Source organism: Burkholderia sp. Bp9031 (assembly GCF_003857965.1).
Classification (GTDB): domain Bacteria; phylum Pseudomonadota; class Gammaproteobacteria; order Burkholderiales; family Burkholderiaceae; genus Burkholderia; species Burkholderia ambifaria_A.
Genome location: NZ_QTPW01000003.1, coordinates 55,417 through 80,361, shown reverse-complemented (window position 1 = coordinate 80,361; position 24,945 = coordinate 55,417). Strand labels below are relative to the sequence as shown.

The 24,945-nt window shown below is 65.0% G+C and carries 21 protein-coding genes and 1 pseudogene; 11 read left to right on the top strand and 11 right to left on the bottom strand.

The features are described from left to right. A complete protein-coding gene (locus DIE15_RS05420) occupies positions 1-876 on the top strand; it encodes a hypothetical protein (protein WP_124832714.1) in 876 nt (291 codons plus the stop codon). A gap of 105 nt (positions 877-981) precedes the next feature. Here the strand turns inward: DIE15_RS05420 and DIE15_RS05415 are convergent, their stop codons facing one another. From DIE15_RS05415 to DIE15_RS05385, 7 genes are all read right to left on the bottom strand, one after another. After that, positions 982-1,881, bottom strand: coding sequence for an SMP-30/gluconolactonase/LRE family protein (locus tag DIE15_RS05415; protein ID WP_124832591.1), 900 nt, complete (start codon positions 1,879-1,881; stop codon positions 982-984). A 45-nt stretch (positions 1,882-1,926) separates the two neighbouring features. Next, positions 1,927-2,946 carry an L-arabinose ABC transporter permease AraH gene (gene araH / locus DIE15_RS05410; RefSeq protein ID WP_124832590.1) on the bottom strand — a complete coding sequence of 340 codons (1,020 nt, stop codon included), beginning with the start codon at positions 2,944-2,946 and terminating at the stop codon, positions 1,927-1,929. Positions 2,947-2,976: 30 nt separating this feature from the next. Then, on the bottom strand, positions 2,977-4,527 hold the full coding sequence (gene araG, locus DIE15_RS05405; protein ID WP_124832589.1) for an L-arabinose ABC transporter ATP-binding protein AraG: 1,551 nt from the start codon (positions 4,525-4,527) through the stop codon (positions 2,977-2,979). 20 nt (positions 4,528-4,547) lie between these two features. Next, positions 4,548-5,552 carry an arabinose ABC transporter substrate-binding protein gene (locus DIE15_RS05400; RefSeq protein WP_057925503.1) on the bottom strand — a complete coding sequence of 335 codons (1,005 nt, stop codon included), beginning with the start codon at positions 5,550-5,552 and terminating at the stop codon, positions 4,548-4,550. A 74-nt stretch (positions 5,553-5,626) separates the two neighbouring features. Beyond that, positions 5,627-6,556, bottom strand: coding sequence for a Gfo/Idh/MocA family protein (locus tag DIE15_RS05395; RefSeq protein WP_057925502.1), 930 nt, complete (start codon positions 6,554-6,556; stop codon positions 5,627-5,629). Between the two features lie 24 nt (positions 6,557-6,580). Beyond that, the gene (locus DIE15_RS05390) at positions 6,581-7,510 is read right to left on the bottom strand and encodes a dihydrodipicolinate synthase family protein (protein ID WP_124832588.1); all 930 of its coding nucleotides are present in this window, start codon (positions 7,508-7,510) and stop codon (positions 6,581-6,583) included. A 103-nt stretch (positions 7,511-7,613) separates the two neighbouring features. After that, a complete protein-coding gene (locus tag DIE15_RS05385) occupies positions 7,614-9,365 on the bottom strand; it encodes an IlvD/Edd family dehydratase (RefSeq protein ID WP_057925500.1) in 1,752 nt (583 codons plus the stop codon). A gap of 114 nt (positions 9,366-9,479) precedes the next feature. On the opposite strand from DIE15_RS05385, the gene DIE15_RS05380 reads away from it, so the two are divergent. After that, entirely contained in the window at positions 9,480-10,430 is a 951-nt protein-coding gene (locus DIE15_RS05380; protein ID WP_124832587.1) for a LysR family transcriptional regulator, read from the top strand. A 931-nt stretch (positions 10,431-11,361) separates the two neighbouring features. On the opposite strand, the gene DIE15_RS05375 is transcribed toward DIE15_RS05380, so the two are convergent. From DIE15_RS05375 to DIE15_RS05365, 3 genes and pseudogenes are all read right to left on the bottom strand, one after another. Further along, positions 11,362-12,543: a DUF6402 family protein gene (locus DIE15_RS05375; protein ID WP_124832586.1), complete on the bottom strand. Its 1,182-nt coding sequence runs from the start codon at positions 12,541-12,543 to the stop codon at positions 11,362-11,364. A gap of 105 nt (positions 12,544-12,648) precedes the next feature. Next, positions 12,649-12,975: pseudogene (locus tag DIE15_RS05370) on the bottom strand (IS4 family transposase); the annotation flags it as partial. A 270-nt stretch (positions 12,976-13,245) separates the two neighbouring features. After that, positions 13,246-13,722, bottom strand: coding sequence for an OsmC family protein (locus tag DIE15_RS05365; RefSeq protein ID WP_057925497.1), 477 nt, complete (start codon positions 13,720-13,722; stop codon positions 13,246-13,248). Between the two features lie 92 nt (positions 13,723-13,814). On the opposite strand from DIE15_RS05365, the gene DIE15_RS05360 reads away from it, so the two are divergent. Next, complete coding sequence (locus DIE15_RS05360) at positions 13,815-14,456, top strand: GntR family transcriptional regulator (RefSeq protein WP_124832585.1); 642 nt, start codon at positions 13,815-13,817, stop codon at positions 14,454-14,456. A 217-nt stretch (positions 14,457-14,673) separates the two neighbouring features. Here DIE15_RS05360 and DIE15_RS05355 read toward each other — a convergent pair whose 3' ends face one another. Continuing rightward, positions 14,674-15,696, bottom strand: a complete 1,023-nt coding sequence (locus tag DIE15_RS05355) for a LacI family DNA-binding transcriptional regulator (protein ID WP_124832584.1) — start codon at positions 15,694-15,696, stop codon at positions 14,674-14,676. A 186-nt stretch (positions 15,697-15,882) separates the two neighbouring features. Between DIE15_RS05355 and DIE15_RS05350 the strand changes: the two genes are divergently transcribed. The 8 genes from DIE15_RS05350 (at position 15,883) to DIE15_RS05315 (ending at position 24,921) form a co-directional block, all read left to right on the top strand. Next, positions 15,883-17,031 carry an ABC transporter ATP-binding protein gene (locus tag DIE15_RS05350; protein ID WP_124832583.1) on the top strand — a complete coding sequence of 383 codons (1,149 nt, stop codon included), beginning with the start codon at positions 15,883-15,885 and terminating at the stop codon, positions 17,029-17,031. A gap of 8 nt (positions 17,032-17,039) precedes the next feature. Then, positions 17,040-19,025 (top strand): beta-galactosidase, encoded by a 1,986-nt coding sequence (locus tag DIE15_RS05345; protein ID WP_124832582.1) that lies wholly within the window; start codon positions 17,040-17,042, stop codon positions 19,023-19,025. Between the two features lie 63 nt (positions 19,026-19,088). Further along, entirely contained in the window at positions 19,089-20,348 is a 1,260-nt protein-coding gene (locus DIE15_RS05340) for an ABC transporter substrate-binding protein (RefSeq protein WP_124832581.1), read from the top strand. Between the two features lie 54 nt (positions 20,349-20,402). Further along, positions 20,403-21,356, top strand: coding sequence for a carbohydrate ABC transporter permease (locus tag DIE15_RS05335; protein WP_057925491.1), 954 nt, complete (start codon positions 20,403-20,405; stop codon positions 21,354-21,356). Positions 21,357-21,377: 21 nt separating this feature from the next. Continuing rightward, positions 21,378-22,229: a carbohydrate ABC transporter permease gene (locus DIE15_RS05330; RefSeq protein ID WP_057925490.1), complete on the top strand. Its 852-nt coding sequence runs from the start codon at positions 21,378-21,380 to the stop codon at positions 22,227-22,229. 334 nt (positions 22,230-22,563) lie between these two features. Then, the gene (locus DIE15_RS05325) at positions 22,564-23,310 is read left to right on the top strand and encodes an SDR family oxidoreductase (RefSeq protein ID WP_124832580.1); all 747 of its coding nucleotides are present in this window, start codon (positions 22,564-22,566) and stop codon (positions 23,308-23,310) included. Positions 23,311-23,462: 152 nt separating this feature from the next. Next, positions 23,463-24,317 (top strand): DJ-1/PfpI family protein, encoded by an 855-nt coding sequence (locus DIE15_RS05320; protein ID WP_124832579.1) that lies wholly within the window; start codon positions 23,463-23,465, stop codon positions 24,315-24,317. A gap of 121 nt (positions 24,318-24,438) precedes the next feature. After that, on the top strand, positions 24,439-24,921 hold the full coding sequence (locus DIE15_RS05315) for an SgcJ/EcaC family oxidoreductase (protein WP_057925487.1): 483 nt from the start codon (positions 24,439-24,441) through the stop codon (positions 24,919-24,921). Positions 24,922-24,945 lie beyond the last annotated feature (24 nt).

The following is a 24,945-nucleotide window of genomic DNA, read 5'->3' as shown; positions in this document are numbered from 1 at the left end:
ATGCAGACGACAGACGAAGAGCAACGTGTCGTGCTGCGCACCATTCTCGAATCAGCAATGGCAATCCTGCGCGATGATGCGCCATACGATCCGAAACATATTGTCTTTGGGACAAACTACACGACGTGGACGCACCACCCTGCAAAAGGGTTTCTTTATAAGTACGCAAATCGTGCGCTGCGTGGGACGGAGATTGAGTTTTCCACTGGCGACGATCCGGAGGACTACAGCGACAATCGAGATAAGGCGAAAATTGTCCCGGCCGGGGTAAGAATAGTCGTTGATTCAAGGGTTGCCAGCTTGCCGGACACGGAAATCAAGTCGCTTCTCCAGCTAGAGGACTATTGGATTAATCATCGCGGGAATCGTCGATATGGGAATGAAATAAGGACGCGCACCCCCGATGCTCCCAATTTGCAGTCCTTTCGCTACCGCTCAAAAGATATTCCGGGCAGTAAATTTCCGATCGATGTCGATCTTGGTTACATCAATCCGATAGATGGATCATTTCCGCAGCAATTGTGGATAGTCGAGATACGCCGCGTATACAAAATCTTGACGCCTGAGGAACGCAAGCAACGCCGCCTTGAAGAGCGGCAGGCGAAACGTCAGAAATACGGCGAAATGAACCTGCGCACAGGCATGCTGTGTCCCGAGACGGGGTTGTGGGAGGGATTCACCACGATTTCCAGCTCCCACCCATTGGTGGTCTACAAGGGGCGAAAATTCCCCACGGTCCGTACGTTAACGCCTCAAGAGGAACGCCAACAGCGGCGGGCCACCGAGCACGTAGCGGGTCGGTGGATGTGGTTGCGAGAGCCGCACGATCATCCGGTATGGTGGATGCAGGACGACCCGGAATCCGATCAAGCATGAACCGGAAAGACGGGGCCGATCGGTAATTTCGTGTTCGAGGCATATCTACCGACCAAATCGTGCTCTTGTGCGCCTGCCGATGAACACCCGCCGTCGCCCCGTCATTCACCGCGTGCGCTTCCCCGCAAACCGCACGGTCGGCAACCCCGCATGCCGTGTCTGCGCGACGAACACACCGCCGGCATCGGCATCGCTCGCCAGCGCGTCGTCGCTCAACCCAACCCGCGCACTCGTCACGTACAGCCGGCCTTCGCCATCAAGCGTCACGCAGCTCGGCTGCGCGGTCGGCACCGCCACGCGGTCCGTCTCAACACCGTCCGGCCCGTAACGCACCACCCGCCGCCCGCCCCACTGCGCGTTCCACAGTCCGCCGTCGCGATCCATCGTCGAACCGTCCGGATCGCCGTCCGCATCGGTCAACCGCGCGAACGGCCGCACGTTGGCGACGTCGCCGCCCGCGCGGTAATCGCACACGAAAATCTCGCGCACCATCGAATCGCAGAAGTACATCTTCGTGCCGTCCGGCGAGAATGCAATGCTGTTCGCGATCGCGGCCGCAGGCAGCGCAAGCCGTTCGAGCGTGAGGTCCGGATTGAGCCGGTAGAACCCGCCGACCGCGCGCGGCGGCTCGCCGCCTTCGTCCTTCATCCCGAACACGAACGCACCGAACGGATCGCAGCGCCCGTCGTTCAGGCGCGTCGGCAATTCGGGTTCGACGTCGACGATCCGCGTGAATGCGCCGCTGCGCAGATCAAAAAACGCGAGATGCGTCGCGAGCCCGACGAGCAGCACGTCCGGGTCGTTCGTCAGCGCGAAGCACGCGAGCCGCTCGGGCATCGGCCACTGCGCAAGATCCGAGCCGCCCGCGCGACAGCGCCACAGTCGCGCGCCTTCGATGTCCGTCCAGTACAGCGCGTGCGTCGCGTCGCACCACGTCGCACCTTCGCCGAGCATGTTGCGGCTGTCGACCAGCAGCGCCGCCGCGCCCGGATGAATCTGTTGCATGCCGTCTCCCGATATCTGTCGCATTTGCAGGCGGCCACGCATTCGTCAGATCTTCATCGCGCGCCGCTGGTTGCGACGATACTGGTCGAACAGCACCGCGAGCAACAGAATTCCGCCGCGTATCAGATATTGGTAAAAGGTCGGCACGTTCAGGAGGCTCATCGCGTCCTGCACGGAGCCCATGATCAGCACGCCGACCAGCACGCCGGAGATCGTCGCGACGCCGCCCGTCAGCGACACGCCGCCGAGCACGCACGCGGAGATCACGCCGAGTTCGAGCCCGACCGACGTCTTCGGATCGCCAAGGCTCATCCGCGACGCGAGCATCACGCCGGCGAAGCCGGTCACGAGCCCCTGCAGCACGAACACCGCGATCTTGATGCGCATCACCGGCAGCCCCGCGAGCAGCGCGGCCTCGCCGTTACCGCCGACGGCCAGCACGTTCTTGCCGAACACCGTCTTGCGCAGCAGGAAGCCGAACACGACGAAGCCGACGATGTTGCTCCAGATCGGATACGAGATGCCGAGGAACGACCCGCCGCCGAGATCGAAGAAGCGTTCCTCGGAGATCATCACCGCGTCGCCGTTCGACGTGATGAACGCGAGGCCGCGCACGACTTCCATCATCGCGAGCGTGACGATCAGCGAGTTGATCCGCCAGCGCGCGATCAGCACGCCGTTGACGAGCCCGACCGCACCGCCCGCGAGCACGCCGGCCGCGATGCCGAGCACGACGCTGTGCGTCGCGGTGATCAGCGTCGACGCGACGACGCCCGAGAACGCGACGATCGACGCGACCGACAGGTCGACTTCGCCGAGCGCGAGCACGAACATCATCGTCACCGCGATCGAGCCGATCAGCGTGACCGACAGCAGCAGGCCCTGGATGTTGCGCGGCGTGAGGAAGTCCGGCACGGTCAGCGACAGCGTCGCGAACAGCACGAGAAACACCATCACGATGCCGGAGCGGTTGATCAGTTGCCACACGCCGCCGCGCGCTCGCGCGGGCGCGGCCGTGGCATCCGGGGGCGGGGAAGTGCGTTGGGGTTGCATTGCCTGGCTCATAACGTTTGCATTCCGGTTGACTGCTGGCCGCTAGCGCGGCAGTGCGAGCTTGATCAGCGTGTCGGGCGTCGCCTGCGCCTTCGCCACCTCGCCCGCGATCCGTCCTTCCTTCATCACGATGATCCGGTCCGACACGCCGATCACCTCGGCCAGATCGCTCGACACGATGATCACGGTGCGGCCCGCTTCCGCGAGTTCGTAGAACAGGTTGTAGATTTCCGCACGCGCGCCGACGTCGATGCCGCGCGTCGGCTCGTCCATCAGGAACACGTCGATGCGCTCGGCCAGCCAGCGCGCGAGCACGACCTTCTGCTGGTTGCCGCCCGACAGCGCGCCGATCGGCGTGTCGCCGTCGCGGGTCTTGATCGCGAGACGCTCGATGTATTTCTGCGCGAGCTCGCGTTCGCGCCGCGCATCGAGCAACATGCGCGCCGGGCTGAAATGACGGCGCGCGCTGATGTTCAGGTTGTCGGCTACCGACGCGATCGCGACGATGCCTTCCTGCTTGCGGTCCTCGGGGCACAGTGCGATGCCGGCGCGTACCGCATGACGCGGGCTCGCGAACGCGACGCGCTTGCCGCCCAGCTCGATGTGCCCGCCGCTCGGGCGCGCCGCGCCGTACAGCAGCTTCATCAGCTCCGAGCGGCCCGCGCCGACAAGGCCGAAGAAGCCGACGATCTCGCCGCGCCGCGCGACGAACGACACCGGCTCGGACAAGCCCGGCCCCGTCAGTTCCTTCGCCTCGATCAGCACGTCGCCGGCCGCGCGCGGCCGGTAGCCGTACACGTCCTCGATCGAGCGGCCGACCATGCAGCCGATCAGCCGGTCGCGGTCGAGGTCGGCGACCGATTCGAACGTCTCGATCCGGTGGCCGTCGCGGAACACCGTCACGCGGTCGCACAGCGCGTCGACCTCCTCCATCCGGTGCGTGACGTAGATGATCGCGCGGCCTTCCGCGCGCAGCGAACGGATGATCCGGAACAGCTGCGTCGTCTCGCGCGCGGACAGCGAACTGGTCGGTTCGTCGAATGCGATCACGCGCGCGTCGCGCATCAGCGCCTTGCCGATCTCGATCATCTGGCGCTGGCCGATCGACAAATACTTCACCGGGATGTCCGGATCGATGTGCTCGCCGAGCCGCTCCAGCGCATCGAGCGCGCGCACCGCGAGCGCGCGCTCGTCGACCACGCCGAGCCGGCTCGGCAGCTGGCCGAGCATCAGGTTCTCCGCGACCGTCAGCTCGGGCACCAGATGCAGTTCCTGGTAGATGATCGCGATGCCGGCTTCGAGCGCGGCGCGCGTCGACGCGAAGCGCTGCACCGTGCCGTTCAGCGTCAGCGTACCGGCCTGCGGCTGGTTCACGCCGGACAGCACCTTCAGCAGCGTCGACTTGCCCGCGCCGTTCTCGCCCATCAGCCCGTGCACCTCGCCCGCGCGCACCGACAGCGACACGCCGTCGAGCGCGCGCACGCCCGGGAACGTCACCGTGATGCCGTCGAGCGCGAGCAGCGCGCCGCCCGGAGGCGGCGTGGCGGTTTCGGCGTCGTTGCCGGGCACCACCGTCATCGTCTGCATCGTCATTGCGTCTGCGCCCCGCACGCTCAGATGCCGAGTTCGGTGCGCACGGCCTGCCAGTTCGCGCGCGTCATCAGCTTGCCGCTCGTCTGCGTGTCGGCCGGCGGCGTCTTGCCGTTGCGGATCCAGTCGACGAGGTTCTGCGTGCTGTCCTTGCCGTGGTTCGTCGAGCTGACCGCGATCGTCCCGTAGAAGCCAGTCGGCTCCTTCTTCTGGAATTCGGCGAACGCCTCGCCCGCGCCGTTGATGCCGACGCCGATCACGTCGGCCGCCGGAATGTGCAGCTGCTCGGTCGCGCGGACCGCGCCGAGCACGGTTTCCTCGTTCAGTGCGTAGACCACCCATTTCTTGATGTTCGGATGGCGCGCGAGCACGGGCGCTGCCGCGCTGAAGCCGCCTTCGTCGTCGGTCGTCTTCTGCGGCGCGTCGAAGATGTTCTCCTTGCGGAAACCGTTCGCGAGCAGCGCCTGCGTCGCACCGTCGGTGCGCAGCTTCGCGGTCGGCAGCTCGTAGTTGGTGATGCGCAGCGCGCCGACTTCCTCCGGCTTCCAGCCGCGCCGCTTCATCTCGTCGGAGATCGCCTGGCCGACCTGATTACCGATCTTGATCGCCGACATCCCGAGGTGCGGCACGTTCGGCAGCGGCTTGCCGGTCGAGTCGACGAGCTGGTCGTCGACGGTCACGAACTTCATGTTGTAGCGCTTCGCGCGCGCGGCGATCGCCGGCCCGAGACGCACATCGGGCGCGCAGATCACGAAGCCCTGCGCGCCTTGCGAGCCGAGGTTGTCGATCGCGGCCAGCACCTTCTCGCCGTCCGGCGTGCCGATCTTCACGACCGAGAAATTCTCCTTCTGGCCGAGCGTGGCGGCCGCGTTCTGCTCGTTGATGAACCATGCCTGCTCGGGCATCTTCACCAGGAAGCCGATCTTCAGCGGCGCGTCGGCGTGAGCGGCGCCCGTCATCCCGAGCGGCGCGATGCAAAGCGCGGCCAGCAGCGCGCGCAGGGTGTGTCGGCGAATCGTGCGGTTCATGCGTGTCTCCTTGTATTGGCTTGGGTCTTCAACTTCCGTCGTACGCGCTCGCGGTGGAGCGCGCCGGCATGGTGTCAGCGGCCGAACGCGTCGGTCCCGACGCGCCGCCCGAACAGGAATGCGTCGGCGACGAGCCGCAACGGCCGCACGTCGACGTCGCTTTCGCCGCGCGCGATCAGCGCGCGGAACTGCGCATACAGCGCCGGATACTCGCGCTGCGGCCCGATCTCGACGGGCTCGCCGCCGATCGACAACTGCGCGCCGCCGCGGCTGATCGCAAGCACGCCGTCCGACGTGTCGACCGCGATCTCCCATTGCTCGACGGGGCCGTGCCGCCAGTCGAATTCCGCACGCACGGGCACGCCGTCCGTGTCGGCACAGTCGAGTTCGGCTGCGATCGGCATCTGCGCGTCGCTCGGCACATAGAGCGTCGCTTCGCGCAGCACCAGTTCGCGCGGCAGGATCCGCGTCACGATCGACAGCGCGTTGATGCCGGGATCGAACACGCCGAGGCCACCGGGCTCCCAGATCCACTGCTGCCCCGGATGCCAGCGCCGCACGTCCTCCTTCCAGCGCACCTGCACCGCGCGGATCGTGCGCGTCGCGAGCCACGCGCGCGCCGGCTCCACCGCGCTCGCACAGCGCGAATGCCAGGTCGCGAACAGCGTGAGGCCGCGTTCGCGCGCGAGCGCGTCCAGCGCGGCCACTTCGCCGAGCGTCGCGCCCGGCGGCTTCTCGAGCATCACGTGCTTGCCGGCTTCGAGCGCGGCGCGTGCCTGTGCATAGCGCACCTGCGGCGGCGCGCACAGCGACACCGCATCGAGCTCGGGCTCGGCGGCCAGCAGCGCGGGCAGATCCTGATAGTTGCGCACGCCGCTGACTTCCGCGTGGCGGCTCGCGCAAGCGGTCAGCGCGAAGCCCGGTTCGGCGGCGATCGCCGGCAAATGCTGGTCGCGCGCGATCTTGCCGATCCCGATCACGCCCAGCGAAATCACCTTGCTCATCTGCGTTCCTCCTTCGCCACTCGCTCAGTGCGCCCAGCGCAGCACGAGCGGATCGAGCCGGCGCGCGATCGCGATCAGCTCCGCACGCGTGTCCGGATGCAGTTCCGGCATCGGATGCCGCGGCCGCTCGCACGCGATCACGCCGCCTTCGCGCATCAGCGCCTTCGCGGTGAGGATCCCGGACTGGCGGTTCTCGTGATTGATCAGCGGCAGCCACGCCTGATAGCGCGCGAACGCATCGTCGTGCCGCCCTTGGCGGAACGCTTCGAGGATCGGCCGGATGCCGTCCAGAAACCCGCCGCCCGTCATCGCGCCGGTCGCGCCGGCATGCAGGTCGGCGAGCAGCGTGATCGCCTCCTCGCCGTCCCACGGCCCTTCGATCGCATCGCCGCCGAGCCGGATCAGCTCGCGCAGCTTGTTCGCCGCACCCGGCGTCTCGATCTTGAAGTACGCGACCTGCTCGATCTCGCGCGCCATCCGCGCCAGGAACGGCGCGGACAGCGCGGTGCCGCTCGCGGGCGCGTCCTGGATCATGATCGGGATGGCGATCGCATCCGACACCCGCGCATAGAAGTCGAAGATCTGCGCTTCGGGCACGCGGAACGTCGCGCCGTGATACGGCGGCATCGCCATCACCATCGCGGCGCCGAGCTGCTGCGCGCGCAGGCTGCGCGCCGCGCACACCTGCGTGCTGTAGTGCGACGTCGTGACGATCACCGGCACGCGGCCGGCGACGTGTTCGAGGATCGTGCGCGTGAGCACGTCGCGTTCGTCGTCGGTGATCGCAAACTGCTCGGAGAAGTTCGCGAGGATGCACAGCCCGTCCGAGCCCGCGTCGATCATGAAGTCGACCGCGCGCTTCTGGCTCGCGAGGTCGAGCTCGCCGGTATCGGAAAACGTCGTCGGGACGACGGGGAAGATGCCGCGATAGCGCGGCGTGCTGCTCGATGTCATGGTTCGGTCCTGCGTCGGCCTCGAGGCGAGGCCATCAAGCGTTCACGGTTTCACATCACCCACTTCGCGTGGCGCGGACGGTTGCCCGCGCCGCGCCTTGCGCTCAATGCGAATGGCTCGGCACGTCCGCGCCGCGCGTGCCGACCAGGAAGTCGAGGTCGCACCCCTCGTCCGCCTGCAGCACGTGATCGATATACAGCCGCGCATAGCCGCCCTTGCCGAGCTGCCCGGCCACGCCCGGCGCCGCGGTCGGATCGACATCCGACAAACGGCGCTGCAGTTCGTCATCCGTAATGTCCAGATGCAGCGTGCCGGCTTCGCAGTCGAGCTCGATCCAGTCGCCGTTGCGCACCGCGGCGAGCGGCCCGCCCGCGGCCGCTTCCGGCGCGACGTGCAGCACGACCGTCCCGTACGCGGTGCCGCTCATCCGCGCATCGGAGATCCGCACCATGTCCTTCACCCCCTGGCGCAGCAGCTTCGGCGGCAGTCCCATGTTGCCGACCTCGGCCATGCCCGGATAACCGCGCGGCCCGCAGTTCTTCAGCACCAGCACGGAGCTGGCATCGACGTCGAGCGCTTCGTCGTTGATCGTCGCCTTGTAGTGGTCGAGGTTCTCGAACACCACCGCGCGGCCGCGATGCTTGAGCAGCTCGGGGCTCGCCGCGGACGGCTTCAGTACCGCGCCGCGCGGCGCGAGATTGCCGCGCAGGATGCAGATCCCGCCGTCCGCGATCAGCGGGCGGTCGAGCGGGCGGATCACCTCGTCGTCGTAGTTCGGCGCTTCGCGCACGTTGTCCCACAGCGACTTGCCGTTCACCGTCAGCGCATCCGGGTGCGGCAGCAGCCCGCCTTCGCCGAGCCGGCGCAGCACGGCCGGCAGGCCGCCCGCGTAATAGAACTCCTCCATCAGGAAGCGCCCCGACGGCATCAGGTCGACGATCGTCGGCGTGTCGCGGCCGATGCGCATCCAGTCCTCGAGTTCGAGCGGCACGCCGATGCGGCCCGCGATCGCCTTCAGGTGGATCACGGCGTTGGTCGAGCCGCCGATCGCCGCGTTCGCGCGGATCGCGTTCTCGAACGCGGCGCGCGTCAGGACCTTCGACAGCACGAGCCCTTCGAGCGCCATCTCGACGATGCGGATGCCGGACATGTGCGCGAGCACGTAGCGGCGCGAATCGACGGCCGGAATCGCCGCGTTGTGCGGCAGCGCAACGCCGAGCGCCTCGGCCATGCACGCCATCGTCGAAGCCGTGCCCATCGTGTTGCAGGTGCCGGCCGAGCGCGACATGCCGGCTTCGGCCGACAGGAAGTGGTGCAGGTCGATCTCGCCCGCCTTCAGCGCTTCATGCAGCTGCCACACGGCCGTGCCGGAACCGATGTTCTTGCCTTCGAGCTTGCCGTTCAGCATCGGGCCGCCCGACACGACGATCGCCGGCACGTCGCAGCTCGCCGCGCCCATCAGCAGCGCGGGGGTCGTCTTGTCGCAGCCGGCCAGCAGCACGACCGCATCGATCGGATTGCCGCGGATCGCTTCCTCGACGTCCATCGACGCGAGATTGCGCGTGAGCATCGCCGACGGCCGCAGGTTCGATTCGCCGTTCGAGAACACCGGGAACTCGACCGGGAAGCCCCCGGCTTCGGAGATCCCGCGCTTCACGTGCTCGGCGAGCTTGCGGAAGTGCGCATTGCATGGCGTCAGTTCGGACCACGTGTTGCAGATGCCGATGATCGGCCTACCGTCGAACTCGTGATCGGGGATGCCCTGGTTCTTCATCCAGCTTCGGTACATGAAGCCGTTCTTGTCGTTCGTGCCGAACCATTGGGTGGAGCGCAGCCTGGGTTTTGTTGCCGACATCGTCAGTCCTGTGGTGACGGGATACCGACGCAGTCTAGGGAGAATTTTGATAACTCGCTAATGACGTTTTAGGCGATTACGATATCCATTTCGATATCGATATAAACCCGTACGATGACCGAAGCCAGCCCGTGGGGAAACCGCAGCCGCCTGAAAACCCGCCAGCTCCTGCTGGTCGTCGCGCTCGCCGACGAAGGCAGCATTCATCGCGCGGCGGCCGCGCTGAACATGACGCAGCCGGCCGCATCCAAGCTGCTGCGCGAGCTCGAGGAATCGATCGGCGCGGTGCTGTTCGAGCGCCTGCCGCGCGGGATGCGGCCGACGCTGTACGGCGACGCGCTGATCCGCCACGCGCGCGCGGCGCTCGGCAGCCTCGACCAGGCGCGCGAGGAGCTGGCCGCGCTGAAGGCCGGCCATCTCGGGCACGTGGCGGTGGGTGCGATCACGTCGCCGGGGCTGCGGCTCGTGCCGCCGGCCGTCGCCGCGGTGAAGGGCACGCATGCGAACGTGCGGGTATCCGTCGAGATCGACACGAGCAACGCGCTGCTCGAACACCTCGCGCAGGACAAGCTCGACATCGTGCTCGGCCGGCTGTCCGCCGAACACGACAAGTTGCACCTGCGCTACGAGGCGCTGACCGGCGAGCCGGTCGCCGCGGTCGTGCGGCCCGGCCATCCGTTGCTCGCGCAGGCGCCGCTGTCGCTCGCCGACGTGCAGCGCGCCGCGTGGGTCATGCCGCCGGCCGGCAGCGTGCTGCGCCACCGCTTCGAGCTCGTGTTCCAGCGCGCGAGCCTCGCGCCGCCGGCGAATGTGGTCGAAACCGCCGCGCTGCTGTTCATCACGCAGCTGATCGAGCAGAGCGACATGATCGCGGTGCTCGCGGAAGATGTCGCGCTGTACTACGCGCGACACGGGATCGTCTCGGTGCTGCCGCTGCAGATGGATTGCCGGATGGACGATTTCGGGATCATCACGCGCACCGACCGGCTGCATTCGCCGGCCGTCGCGGTGATGGCGGAGGCGATCCGCGCGGCCGCGCGGGACGTGTACGGGATCGGGTTGTGAGGCGGCGGCCTCGGGTTCATGTGGGCCGCCTGCCCGTTGAAGGGCTCCTTATCGGTATGGTGAATCCGTGAATTTTTCCTTTATTTTCAATTACTTATGCATTTCATGCCTGCGCGTACGGATGGCTGTCCTGATTCCAGAAAAAGAAAAGGAGCCGCGCGGCCCCTGTTCTCATCGTTGACACAACAACCTCTTAGCTACCTGCCGCACGCCTGAAGCGTCGCGCCCAGTGTAGAAGCTCCAGTTCCGCCTTTTAGCCTGCCCTACGACCTACACTGACAGAGCCATCAGAGCTGTCCTGACGACGTTCTGAACCGGCGGCCCCCCATGCCTGAATCAATGCAGCCCGCGACTGCGCACGGGCGGCGCTTCAAATCCTCTTATCCACGCGCCCTCCTGCGTACTGAACACCGCCCAAGGTCCATCGTGCTCGGAAGACTCACGACACACACCCAGCCGCGCTATGGCCGTCTGATACAGGCGGTCGAATCCCGTCCATAGGAACACCCGGATTAGTCTATCCGCTCGTATTTGGACCAAGTTTGTCTGAGTGGGACTAACCGTGGGCGGTTCGCCAAAATCCTATCCATTAGGGATGGTGGCAAAGTAAATTCCGATCCATCGCCGTCTCCCCTTTGAAGCAGTAGGTAATCCTTCCCCCAGATAAAGTCTGGAACCGGTGAGTCAAAAGTTGTTATTGCCAAAAGTTTATTGTCTTTGTTGTCGTAAAGTCTGGCGACAAATACATAGTCTATGATGTTAAACGGCTGCTCACTAAATGTCTCATGAGTGATAAAGCACATCGTGGCATAGTATTTTTTGTCAGGGGAGATTGACTTTTGGCAGTCCTCCCCCATAGGGCTTCGGTCAAACCCCCACATGTAACAAGCCCATGCACCCAGGGCGACAAGTAGTATTACTTTGCGCCGACTCATAGGAACACCCGGATTGACTTATCGAGACGAACAAATTTCTTATCTGAAAAAATAATGAAGTCCCCGCCCCGCTTATGCTTTTTTTGCCACTCCCGGAAGTCACTATTGCGCACCGGATAATAAAGGTTTCTTTTTTTCCTTACGTCTCCGACGGCCACTGGATAATTAAGTTGCGGGATTCGAGAATCTCGCGAACTGACAAACGAGTATGGAACTACAATGATTCCGTTTTCGCCCCAATGACCCAAGTATTGCGATGACTTACCCGCATCAGCCTCAAAGGTGTATCCATCTTTTACATAAACAAAAATGCCAATTATGTCAACGCATCTACTCCGGCTGCGTTCGTCAATGTAGAAGTTGGCTTGCGCAACTGCCGCGCAGATGTTGAAACTTCCAAGAGAGGCAAATAAATCATCCGGCACCCCCTTGTTTTCTTCGGTGAAGTACATGAACGACTTTATTTTATCCGCCAAGCCTCCGTCAACCGTTGCCCGTTGAAACTGAAACATTTCGTGCATCATCCTCACGTCATCTTTAAAAACTTCCGCCGTTCTAAAGAAGCCGTAGTGATCGTAGTATGCGGACAAGCTCTCCCTTAATATTTTGAGTGCATCGGGCGAATAAATGCCGACCTCAATTAGCTGGTCATACTTTTCTTTCGCTCTCCGGTGCTTCAAAACCCAGTCTAACTTGACGATTGAGTAGTCGTACATGTCATCCGCATACGGCTTCCCGTTCTGGTCAATCGCATGTTTTTGATCATCCGAACTGGTTGAATAATTAAGCCTGCCAGCAAACCATCGCTCCATCAGCTTTGCGCCGACCGGCATCATTTCCCGGCGCATAGCGTCCGGAATCTCTTGAATGTCGAAGGGGGGAATGGTCGGTTCGACTTTGAGCGGAGGTTTGGGCTTTGGCGGATCGGGGGTATCCAGCCATCTCTTGAATCGTGAAAAAGCGTTACCAATCCTTTCGAAGTCGTCGGCCATCTTGTCCAGCGAATCCCGCTTGGGTGCCGAAGCCGGTTTGGGTGCCGGTGGTTTGGGCGGCTCTGGGGGCAATGGCGGGGCTGCGTCCATCGAGAGCTTGGCTTCATCCACGATGCGCGCGCCGTCCTGTTTTCGCCATCGCCAAAGCATCTTGTTTATTTCGTAGTAGGACAGTAACTCTGACATGTGCTCTCCAAAAATCGAACAAAGAATCTAGGTTAGATTTGAGTTTCACTCGCGGGCTGCTGTTCTTGCAAGCCGAATACCCAAACCCAGAGCGTTATGCATAAGTCAGTCGAGTCCTTCGCGTAGCGCACGTAACGTGTCAGCAGCGGTAAGCACTTTGTCGAGACTGCGCCAGATGGTTTTGGCGCCGGGCTCGCCGTCGCTCTTGCGACCGAGGAAGCCGCCGATTTGAGCAATCAGCCGTACGACCTCGTTCACCGTGGGCGCCTTGGTCGGCATTTTCTTTTTTGCGCGCAGATGAGCACCACGAATTTCATCTGGATCGAAGAACAAGGTGGCATCCAGATCCGGGCAGGTTCCGCCTTTGCACATCAGATAGGTGACGCGCCACGCCACAACCATGAACAAGGCCAGCACACGCTCGATCCGGTCGACGGCGGCCATTTATCTACAGAATACCTCTCACTCTCAACGCCACCTGACTATTGTTATCAGTTTCACACACCGCCGATTTTCTAGATAATCGATCTTTATTTAATTTTCAGCTCCGGCTTTTCCAACAAAAAAGGCCGCTATCGACAGCCAGAAGTAACACCAGTGGGTAGCACTAGACGACCTAGCGTCACCCCATACAACCAATAATTTGACTCGGGCCCTGCCTAATAACAATTGATTATTTGCACGTCTTCTCCCTGGCGCGCGTCACGCGGCCGCGACCTCGATCACCGGCTCGCACCGGATCGGGAAATTCACCGAATTCGCCACATAACACTTCGCATGCGCGTCGTGATGCAGCCGCTCGGCGAGCGCACGATCGTCGCCCGCACGGATCGTCACGTGCGGATGCAGCACGATTTCCGCGAAGCGGCCCGCTTCGGCGCTGTCGAGCATGGTCCCTTCCGCATCGTCGACATACGCAAGCACGCGGATGCCCGCATCCGAACACAGATGCAGATACCAGAGCTTGTGGCACGCCGATGCCGACGCCAGCAACAAATCTTCCGGATTCCAGCGCGCGGCGTCGCCGCGAAACGCGGCATCCGACGAACCCGGAATGTCCGGCTTCGAACCCGCGCGGATCACATGATCGCGGCCATATTCGCGATAGCCCGACGTGCCGGTTCCGCGGTTGCCGGTCCACTCCACTGCCACGCGATACTTGTGTTCGCCATGCGCCATCTCGCTCTCCTCTGCTATCGGATGTGAGGCCGCCATTGTGGCACCGGAATGCCGTTTGGTATACCATTATTCCAAAATGAGGACTCTAGGGCATGGAAGGCAGACTCGATTCCACGGCGGACACGGTGGCCGCATCGCTGCGGGAAATGATCATCAACGGCGAGTTGCAGGCAGGCGAGCGGCTCGTCGAGCGCGACCTCGCCGAACACTTCGGGATCAGCCGGATTCCGATGCGCGAGGCGATCCAGCGTCTGGAGCGTGAAGGGCTGCTGGACATCTTCCGCAATCGCGGCGCGGTCGTGCGGATGCTGAGCGCGGCCGACGTGCAGGAAATCTACGACATGCGCGCGCTGCTCGAAGGCGACGCGATCTACCGCAGCGTGAAGCGGATCGACGACGAAACGCTCGCGCGCGCCGAACTCGTGCACCGGCTGCTCGGCGAATCGAGCGTGCCGCGCCGGCAAGGCGAGCTGAACCGGGAGTTCCATGCGCTGCTGTATTCGTGTTGCGGCAATGAGCGACTGCCGAAGGCGATCGCGGAATTGCGCAGCCAGGTCGAGCGGTACGAGCGGCTGCAGGCGACGCTGCTCGCGGATACGCCATCGTTCCAGGTCGAGCACGAAGCCATCCTGCAAGCCTGCCGCGAACGCAATGCTCGCGGCGCACGTGCGATGACGGTCGCGCATCTCCAATCCGCCCGACGCATCGTGATGCGGCTCGTCGAAGGCGAGTGAGGCCGCGGCCAATCCGGCCTCGCCGGTTGCCACGCATCTCGATTCGGCGACGCGTATCGTGATGCGGCCCGTCGAACGCGACCGAGGCGGCCAGCCGATCCGCGTCGGACTCCTGTTCCGTCAGGTGGTCGGTGCCGTTCGTCGCTTGGCGGGTCGTGCCCCCGCGCCGGCAAACCGCGTCACGCCCGGTGTAGCGCCACACGGCCACCCACGCGCGCTAAGCCCTCGGCGCCTTACCCGTCGTCCCCCGCACCACCAACCTCGGCACCGACGCCGTCCGCACGCGCGACGCATCGTCGACCTGCCCGCCCGCCTCGCGCAACGCATTGAGCAGTTCGACCGCGAGCCCCGCGGCCTCGGCAGTCGGGATCGCGACGGTCGTCAACGTGGGACGCGTGTCGCTGGCCAGATGGATGTCGGTGATGCCGACGATCGACAGGTCGTCGGGCACGCGCCGGCCGCGATCGGCCGCCGCATGCAGCGCGCCGATCGCCGGCAGGTCGTTGGTCGCGACCAGCGCGGTCAGCCCGGGATGCGCGTCGAGCAACCGCCCCGCCGCGCGCACGCCGCCTTCGATCGAGTCGGGTTCCGCCGCGACGATCGACGCGTCGAGCCCCGCGTCGCGCATCACGTCGACGAAGCCGTCGTAGCGCGCCGCCTGCACGCCGCTCGCCGAGCCGCCGACGATCACGCCGATCGTCCGGTGCCCGAGTTCGAGCAGATGCCGCGTCGCGATCCGCCCCGCCTCGCGGAAATCCACCGCCACGCACGGCAACCCTTCGGGCGGCGCATCGGGCCGCTCCCACAGACACAGCACGACCGGCACGCCGCGCCGTGCGACGTCGACCAGATCCGGCAGGTGCAGGTTCGCGTTGGTCACGAGAATGCCTTCGGAAATCGTGCCGGCGATCTGGTCGAGATACGCACGCCCCTGCAACGGATCTTCGTTCGTATTGCAGATGATCAGGAACTGCCCGTTGCGGCGCACCGCACGCTCGACCGCGAGCGCGAACTCCGGATAGAACGGGTTCGCGATGCTCGACACCATCAGCGCGACCGTCGGCGCGCGCCCTTCCGCGAGTGCCCGCGCCGCGAGATTCGGTCGATACCCGAGCGCCTGCACGGCTTCGAGCACCCGCGCACGGGTAGCCTCGCCGACCCGGCCGCGGTTGCGCAGCACGTTCGAGACCGTCGCGGCCGTCACGCCGGCGCGGCGGGCCACTTCATCGAGTGTCGCCATCGTTTGCTCACTATATGAGACGCCGATCCAGTATTTGCTTCGCTCACCGAAGCGGCGCACTATCGCCGCACACCCTGCCGCCCAACGGGCGCGACTCGGCCGCGATCGCTACGGGCTCTTTTTTTGATCGCGATGATTAAGCGCTTAAGCATCAATGAAAGCGCATTAGAACATGGAGTGGAGACAATGGCGAGCATCTCGATGCGGCGCGTGCAGAAAGCCTATGGCGAGCATGCGCCGGTCATTCGCGACGTCGATCTGGAGATCGGCGCGCACGAGTTCTGCGTGTTCCTCGGTCCGTCCGGCTGCGGCAAGTCGACCCTGCTGCGGATGATCGCCGGGCTCGAGGATCTGAGCGACGGCGAGCTGTCGATCGACGGTCGCCGCGTCGACGACGTGCCCGCGGCGGAGCGCGGCGTCGCGATGGTGTTCCAGAGCTATGCGCTGTTTCCGCACATGACGGTCTACGAGAACATGGCGTTCGGGCTGAAGCTCGCGCGCGTGCCGAAGGCCGAGATCGACCGGAAGGTGTGCGACGCCGCGCGGATCCTGCAGCTCGACACGCTGCTCGAGCGCAAGCCGAAGGCGCTGTCCGGCGGCCAGCGCCAGCGCGTCGCGATCGGCCGTGCGATCGTGCGCGAGCCCGGCGTGTTCCTGTTTGACGAACCGCTGTCGAACCTCGACGCCGCGCTGCGCGGCCAGACCCGCATCGAGATCGCGAAGCTGCACCGGCAGTTCGAACGCGCGAGCGTCGTCTACGTGACGCACGACCAGACCGAAGCGATGACGCTCGCCGACAAGATCGTGCTGCTGCACACCGGCGCGGACACCGCACGGCACGGCAGCATCGCGCAGGTCGGCGCGCCGCTCGACCTCTATCACCATCCCGCCAGCCGCTTCGTCGCCGGCTTCATCGGCTCGCCGCGGATGAACTTCCTGCCGGCCGTCGTCGCCGCCTGCGACGCGCGGCGCACCACCGTCACCCTCGTGCCGTCCGGCGAAACCTTCACGCTGCCGCGCGACGGCTCCGCGCTCGCGCCAGGCGCGACCGTCACGCTCGGCATCCGCCCCGAGCACCTGACGCTCGGCACCGCGCACGACGCGACCACGCTCGCGCGCGACATCGCGCTCGTCGAACGCCTCGGCGAGCAGACCTACGTGCACCTCGACCAGCCCGGCGGCACGCCGCTGATCGCGAAGGTGCCCGGCGACGCGCCGGTGCGCAGCGGCGAGCGCGTGCACGCGCATGCGCCGGCCGCGGCCTGTCATCTCTTCACCGAAGACGGCCGCGCGGTGCCCGCGTGCGCCGACGTTCCCGTCCACCACTACGCATAAGGATCGGCATGCGCCTCGGAGTCTGCTATTACCCGGAACACTGGCCGGAATCGATGTGGGCCGACGACGCCCGCCGGATGAAGGCGCTCGGCATCGCGCAGGTGCGGATCGCCGAATTCGCGTGGAGCCGCATCGAGCCGTCGCCGGGCGAATACGACTGGGGCTGGCTCGACCGCGCGGTCGACGTGCTCGGCACGGCCGGCCTCGAGATCGTGATGTGCACGCCGACCGCGACGCCGCCGAAATGGCTGGTCGACCGTCACCCCGACATCCTCGCGATCGGTGCGGACGGCCGGCCGCGCAAGTTCGGTTCGCGCCGCCACTACGACTTCTCGTCGCCGACCTATCTGGAGGCGTCGCGCCGCATCTGCACGGCGGTCGCCGAACGCTACGGCCGACACCCGGCCGTGCGCTACTGGCAGACCGACAACGAGCTCGGCTGCCACCAGACGGTCGTCAGCTACTCGCCCGCCGCGCTCGTGCGCTTTCGCGAATGGCTGAAGGCGCGCTACGGCACGATCGACGCGCTGAACCGCGCATGGGGCACCGTGTTCTGGAGCATGGAGTACCGGCATTTCGACGAGATCGACGCGCCGGTCGGCACCGTGACCGAAGCGCATCCGTCGCACCGCCTCGACTACCGGCGCTTCGCGTCCGACGAGGTCGCGCGCTATCACCGGATGCAGGTCGACGTGATCCGCGCGCATTCGCCGGGCCGCCCCGTCGCGCACAACTTCATGCAGCTCTTCACCGAGTTTGACCACTACGAAGTGGCGCGCGACCTCGACGTCGCGACGTGGGACAGCTATCCGCTCGGCGCGCTCGAGGAGCAGTGGTTCGCGCCCGACGTGAAGGCACGCTGGCTGCGCACCGGCCATCCGGATTTCGCGTCGTTCAATCACGATCTCTATCGCGGGATGTCGAAGCTGCCGTTCTGGGTGATGGAGCAGCAGCCGGGGCCCGTGAACTGGGCGCAATGGAACCCCGCGCCGCTGCCGGGCATGGTGCGCCTGTGGAGCTGGGAAGCGTTCGCGCACGGCGCCGGCTGCGTGTCGTACTTCCGCTGGCGGCAAGCGCCGTTCGCGCAGGAGCAGATGCATGCGGGCCTGCACACGCCGGACGACAAGCTCGACGAAGGCGGCCGCGAAGCGCAGCGCGTCGCGCGCGAGATCGCGGCCGTGCTCGACGCCGATCCCGACGCGAACGGCGCGGTGTGCGCACCCGTCGCGCTGGTGTTCGACTATGAAGCGAAGTGGCTGTTCGAAGTGCAGCCGCAAGGCGCCGATTTCCACTACCCGCGCATCGCGTTCGAGTACTACTCGGCGCTGCGTTCGCTCGGCCTCGACGTCGACATCATTTCCGCGCACGCACCGCTCGACGGCTACCGGCTCGTCGTCGTGCCGCCGCTGCCGGTCGTGCCGGACGACTTCGCGGCGCGGCTCGCCGCATCGGGCGCGCATGCGGTGTTCGGCCCGCGCACCGGTTCGAAGACCGCCGACCTGCAGATTCCGCCCGCGCTGCCGCCCGGCCCGCTCGCGTCGATCCTGCCGATGCGCGTATGGCGCGTCGAATCGCTGCGGCCGAACGTAGCCGAGCGGATCGACGGCACGTTGCGCGACGGCTCGCCGCTCACCGGCGACGCGCGTCACTGGCGCGACCTCGTCGAACTGCACGACGACGCGCGCAGCGTCGTGCGTGCGCGCTTCGCCGACGGCCATCCGGCGTGCGTGTCGCACGGCGCGCTGCACTACTGGGCCGCGCTGTTCGACGACGCGACCACCGCGCGCCTGTTCGCCGACGTCGCGGCCGAGGCGGGCCTGACACCGTCGCCGCTCGGCGACGGCGTGCGCGTAAGCCGACGCGGCGGCCTCACCTACGTATTCAACTACCGCGACACGCCGCACACGATCGAGGGGGTGCCGCCGTCCGCGTTCGTGGTCGGCGCCGCACCGGTCGAGCCGCAAGGCGTCGCCGTGTATCGAAGCCGTTCGTAGCAACCGCCCCCGGTGCCGCGATGCACCGGTCACGCACAACGACATACAGGAATGGAGACACACATGACCCATCGCCCCCTTCGCGTCGCCGCCCGGCTTGCGACCGCCGCCGCCATCGCGTTCGCTTCGTTCGGCGCCGCGGCGCCTGCCGACGCGGGCACGCTGACGATCAACATCGCGTTCAAGGGCGCCAGCCAGCGCGCGGTCTGGCAGTCGACGCTCGAGGCGTTCCACAAGGCCCATCCCGACATCGACGTGAAGCCCACCTTCGTCGACGAGGAAGCGTACAAGGTGCAGTTGCCCGCGTGGCTCACGACCGTCGCGCCCGACGTCGTGAACTGGCACGCGGGCGAGCGGATGGCGTACTACGCGAAGCGCGGGCTGTTCGAGGACCTGAGCGGCGACTGGGCGAAGAACGGCTGGGGCGCGATGTACGCGTCGACGCGCGACGCGTCGTCATACAACGGCAAGCAGTACGCGGCGCCGACCGTCTATTACTCGTGGGGGCTGTTCTACCGCAAGGACCTGTTCGGCAAGGTCGGCATCGCCGACGAGCCGAAGACGTGGGACCAGTTTCTCGATGCGTGCAAGAAGCTGAAGGCGGCCGGCATCACGCCGATCGCGGTCGGCGGCCGCGACGCGTGGACGCTCGCCGGCTGGTTCGACTATCTCGACCTGCGCCTGAACGGCAACGCATTCCACCAGCAGCTGATGGCCGGCGACGTGCCGTACACCGACCCGCGCGTGAAGAAGGTCTACACGACGTGGAAATCGCTGATCGACGCGGGCTACTTCATCGACAACGCGCTGTCCTACGATCTCGACGGCGCGCAGCCGTTCCTGTTCCAGGGCAAGGCCGCGATGATGCTGATGGGCACCTTCATCGCGGCGGGCTTTCCGCCGAACGTGAAACAGGAAATGGGCTATTACCGCTTCCCGATCATCGACCCGAAGGTGCCGATCGCCGAGGACGGCCCGGTGGAATCGCTGCACATCCCGACCAAGGCGAAGAACAAGGCCGACGCGCACACGTTCCTCGCGTTCGTCGAAACGCCCGAGATAGGCGCGAAGCTCGCGGAAGGGCTCGGCTCGCTGTCGGCCAACAGCAAGTCGCCGGAGCCGGCCGATCCGGTCTCGCGGATCGGCTTCCGGATCCTCGCCGACACGAAGGGCGGCGTCGCGCAGTTCTACGATCGCGACATGACGAAGGAAATGGCCGACGAAGGGATGAAGGGCATGCAGCAGTTCGTCGCGAATCCCGCGCAGCTCGATGCCGTGCTCGCGCAGCTCGAGCAGACCCGCAAGCGGATCTACAAGAAGTAACCGCGTGACCTCTGCGGCGGCCTCGGGCCGCCGCGTCCGCCCAGGAGGCTTGCCGTGTCCAGTCCGATCACGTCCACCCCGCCCGCCGGCGCTGGCGCCGCGCCGCCGCCGCGCGGCGCATCCGCCGCCACCGCACTGCCCGCGCGCCGCCCGTCGCCGGCCGTGCGGCGGCAGCGGCGCGCCGCATGGCTCTTTCTCGCGCCGGCGTGCGCGATGGTTGCCGTCTATGTGATCTGGCCGATCCTGTCGACGCTCTGGCTAAGCCTCTGCAACTGGGACGGGATGACCGAGCGCACGTTCGTCGGTCTCGCGAACTACGCCGAGCTGCTGCACGCGCCGACCTTCTATACCGCGCTGCGCAACAACGTGATCTGGCTCGCGCTGTTCATGCTCGCGCCGCCGCTCGGCCTCGCGCTCGCGCTGTACCTGAACCAGGCCGTCACCGGCATCCGGCTCGTGAAGTCGCTGTTCTTCGCGCCGTTCGTGCTGTCCGGCGTGGTCGTCGGCCTGATCTTCTCGTGGTTCTACGATCCCACCTTCGGGCTGCTCGCGCTGATCGCCGGACACGGAATCCCGGTGCTCGGCGATGCGCGCTACGCGACGTTCGGCATCGTGTTCGCCGCGCTGTGGCCGCAAACCGCGTACTGCATGATCCTGTACCTGACCGGCCTCACGTCGGTGAACCCCGAGCAGATCGAAGCGGCGCGGATGGAAGGCGCGCGCGGCTTCGCGCTGCTGTGGCACGTCGTGCTGCCGCAACTGCGACCGACCACGTTCATGGCGATCGTCGTCACGGTGATCGGCGCGCTGCGCAGCTTCGACCTGATCTCGGTGATGACGGGCGGCGGCCCGTTCGAGAGCTCGACCGTGCTCGCGTATTACATGTACGACCAGGCGATCAAGTACTACCGGCTCGGCTATTCCGCGTCGATCGCGGTCGTGCTGTTCGCGATCATGCTCGTCTACATCGTGTTCCAGTTGCGCCGCATGCTGCGCAACGAGCAGTGACCTACCGGGGATTCATCGATCATGTTTCCGACACCCGTTGCCCACTGGAAGCCGGTATCGCGCCGGCTATACAAGCTGTCGCTGCCCGTCGCGCTCGTGATCTGGCTGCTGCCGATGATCGCCGTGTTCGTCACGTCGGTGCGCTCGACCGAGGAGCTGGTCGAAGGCCACTACTGGGGCTGGCCGCGGCACTTCTCGATGATCGAGAACTATCGCGACGCGCTGACCACGTCGCCGATGCTGCATTACTTCTGGAACAGCGTGCAGATCACGGTGCCGTCGGTGCTCGGGTCGATCGCGCTCGCGGCGATGGCCGGGTTCGCGCTGGCGACTTACCGGTTTCGCGGGAATACCGCGCTGTTCGGGACCTTCGTCGCGGGGAACTTCGTGCCGGTGCAGGTGTTGATGATTCCCGTACGCGACCTGTCGCTCAGGCTGGGGGTGTTCAATACGGTCGAGGCGTTGATTCTTTTTCACGTCGCGTTTCAGACGGGGTTCTGCACGCTGTTTCTGCGCAACTTCATCAAGCAGCTGCCGTTTGAGTTGATCGAGGCAGCGCGGATTGAGGGGGCCGGTGAGTGGACGGTGTTCTGGCGGATCGTGTTGCCGTTGATCCGGCCCGCGTTGGCCGCGCTCGCGATTCTCGTGTTCACGTTCGTGTGGAACGATTACTTCTGGGCGCTATGCCTCACGCAAGGCGATGAGGCTGCGCCGATTACCGCGGGTGTTGCAGCGCTGAAGGGGCAATGGACGACGTCGTGGAATCTCGTGTCGGCCGGGTCGATTCTCGCCGCGCTGCCGTCGGTCGCGATGTTCTTCGCGATGCAGAAGCACTTCGTCGCGGGGCTGACCTTTGGGGCGACGAAAGGCTGAGCGCGCGTTGATCGCGGATTCTGCTCTCTCCCTCTTCATCGAGAGGTTGCCCGCTTCGGCGGGCTTTTTTCATTCTGACGGGGCTTGGGGAATGTCGCTTGCCGCCCCGCCCCGACCCTGCCGTGGTTGCTTGACGCGCGGGCGTCACCAGGCGCCGGGATACGTTGTCGCCAATGCGGATTGAGTGGCGTTTTTTGAGGGTTATAAGACCTTTGCGCCATATGCGTCACGTTCCATACTTCGCATGGAAGATCAAGCCGGGAAAAGCGCGGAAACGCGATTGCGTTTTGGACTTTCGGCCTGATCGATCACATGACATGAAAAGGAACGGAAGATGAGACTCAAGAGCAAGTCGGCCTTGGTCACGGGTGGAACCAGTGGCATCGGCCTTGCAACCGCGAAGCTGTTCATTGCGGAAGGCGCCCGAGTCGCCGTGACCGGTCGCGATGACGCCGTGTTCGAGCGCGTGAAGACCGAACTCGGCGAGAATGCGGTCGTTCTCAAGGGCGACGTACGGTCGATCCGGGACATGCGAGCGATTGCCGCAGAAGCAAAAGAGAAGTTCGGTGGCCTGGATGTCGTGTTCGCCAACGCTGGCTGGGCTTTCCCGTCCGCAATCGATGACATCGACGACGAACGCTATGACGAGATCATGGACATCAACGTCAAGGGCGTGGTGTACACGCTTCAAGCGGTGCTGCCGTACTTGCGAGAAGGTTCCTCTGTCATCCTCAATACATCGTTCGTCGCGCAGACCGGCAAGCATGGCATCTCGTTGACTGCGGCGGCGAAGGCTGCCGTGCGATCGCTTGCTCGCAGCTGGTCCTATGAGTTTCTCGACCGGAAAATCCGTTTCAACGCGATCGCGCCCGGCGCGATGAAGACGCCACTGCTCACCAAGTGGGGCATGCCCGACGAATGGGTGCGCGACCGTCAGGCCGAGTTCGCCGCAGCCATTCCGGTGGGCTACATGGGCAAGGCCGAGGACATCGCCTACGCGGCACTCTATCTCGCCAGCGACGAATCCTCGTACGTCGTCGGCACCGAACTGGTCGTCGATGGTGGTGCGTCGCAGCTTTAAGCCCGCGGTTCTCGATTCCCGCGCCCGACACGTCATCGCGTCACATCCACATCCTGATCTCGCATCCGCCACGCACTTCGTCGTGGCGGTTATTCAATCCGGCCCAGCCCGGGTGCGCTCGCAGAGGGGCCGAAGTGCCAGGAGAAATCATCTTGATCGACAGTAGCGATAACAACGATTCCGTCACGCAACTCGCCCGGGCAGGTCGCTCGCGCCGCGATGTTCTCAAGCTTGGAAGCATCGCCACCCTCGGCGCCGTGCTGGGGGGTAGCGCATTGCTTGGGCACGCGACGCCTGCTCGTGCACAGGCCGGCAGCGAAGGAATACTTTCCCCGAATGACCCGCTCGACATTTTGATCGTCAATTACGACGGCGGTACGCTTCTCGACTTCGCGGGCCCCAGCGAGATTTTCCATCGGCTACCCAATACGAACGTTCGCTACGCGAGCCTCAATGGGGGCGACGTGATCCTCGAATTTGGCGTCGTGTATGGCAAGACTGAACGACTGGCCGATATCGAGAAGACCGACGTGATCCTCGTCCCCGGCGGGTCCGATTTGACGGCGCCGATGCGGCCGGCGTATCAGGCGCAGATCCGGCGTCTGGCAGAAAGCGCCACGCACGTTACGTCGGTTTGCAACGGATCACTCGTGCTCGCCGCAACGGGCGTTCTCAATGGCAAGCGAAGCGCCTGCCATTGGGCCTTCGTCAACAAGCTGGCCGAATACGGCGCCATTCCCGTTCCCGATCGCTTCGTGGAAGACGACAACGGACGGTTCATGAGCGGCGGCGGCGTGACGGCGGGCATCGACTTCGCACTTCGCGTGGCAGCGAAACTGCGCGGTCAACAGGCCGCCGAATTCACGCAGCTCGTGATCGAATATGACCCCGCTCCGCCGTTCCACTCCGGGCATCCCAGGGACGCACGGCCGGAAGTCATCGCGATGGTCGACAAGAAACTGCCCGGCGCATCCAGGGGGCTCGCACGCATCCCCGGCGTTCGCTGAAACGCTTGCCGGCAATGTGTGCATGGCCGCCGGCCTCGATGAAGGCCGCAGCCGGCATTGTCTGCTCCACCCGTCTGTTTGGCGACGCCCTATCCATTCAAGCCCGTTCGGAAATCACTCGATGCAACAGATCCGCTTTTGTACTGCTGCCCTTGCAGCCTGCGTCTCCTTTTTCGCATTCACGGCGCCGGCCACTGCTGGCGATTCGCAACGTCCGCCCGAAGCGGCCATCAGAGCCGAAAACGCGCGATGGGCAGATGCTTTTGCGCGCGGAGACTATGAAGCGATAGGGCGCCTCTATACCGACGACGGCACACTCTTGCCGCCCGGAGGCGACAAAGTCACGGGGAACCGCGCGATCGTCGAGTACTTCACCAAGGGGTATGCAGGATCAAAACCCGGCACCGTATCGTTCAGCCATGACGAGTTCTACGGTAATGATCGGATCGTGACGGAGGTCTCGGATGCGGAAGTCCGCGATCACGATGGAAAACTCAAGATCCGCGCCAAGCAGATTCTCGTCTTTGTGAAGCAGGCGGGCGTGTGGAAACTGCATCGCGACATGTGGAATGGTTACGGTCCCGTCAAAACCGATGACCATTGAGTGTCCGGCGACATAGCCCGCTGG